We start from the raw sequence: 935 nt of genomic DNA on the forward strand, positions 1-935 counted from the left end.
AGTTCATTACCCAGAAGAAATAAAGTGGAAAGTGATTGAAATGAAAAAGGATGGATATTCCAATCGGACAATTATGGAGAAGCTTGGAATTCAAAATGTTTCCCAAATTAAGACGTGGATGAAGTGGTATCGTACCGGTCAGACGTACCGTTTTCAACAACCTGTAGGAAAACAATATTCTTATGGAAAAGGGCCAAAAGAGTTAAATGAATTGGAACAGCTACGGTTAGAAAATAAACAGTTAAAAACAAAATTACTGATATGGGGAAAGTATCTGGAAATCGAAAGGAGTTGAACCGGGAAACTGTAGTTACTTTATGGACCGATTTAAAAACAAAACTAACGGTAAAAGAATTGTGTAATGTATTAGAATTACCCCGGTCTACATTTTATCGTTGGTTACAACGAACAGAGGGCCTGAGAGACGAGATAGAAGAGGAAATAAAGGATGTTTGTCTTCGGCATAAATTACGATATGGATATCGAAGAGTGACCGCAACTCTTCGGAAAATAGGGCTGTGTGTGAATCATAAAAAAGTATTACGAATCATGAGACAAAATCATATTCTCTCCAAAGTGCGTCGAAAGAAAAAGAAATATATTAATGGTGCAGAACCAGTGGTAGCTCCTCATCGATTGGAACGCCAATTCGATGCATCCGCACCAAATCAAAAGTGGTTTACGGATGTGACGTATCTCTTATTTGGAGAGCGTACCTTGTATTTATCAACGATTATGGATGCCTTTAATCGCGAAATTATTAGTTATGTCATCAGCGAGTCCCAAGCACTGCCAGTAGCAATGAAAACATTAAAACAAGCAATGAGAAAGCGAAAAGTAAAAGATGTCCTTCTTCACTCAGATCAAGGAAGTATTTATACAGCGCAGGAATTTCAAGCATATGCCAAAGAAAATGGCATTATCACCAGCATGTC

Annotated in this window: 1 pseudogene; it reads left to right on the forward strand. The window is 37.6% G+C overall.

The features are described from left to right. Positions 1-935: pseudogene (locus tag COK05_RS30240) on the forward strand (IS3 family transposase); the annotation flags it as partial.

The organism is Bacillus cereus (genome assembly GCF_002567495.1).
Classification (GTDB): Bacteria; Bacillota; Bacilli; order Bacillales; family Bacillaceae_G; genus Bacillus_A; species Bacillus_A cereus_AQ.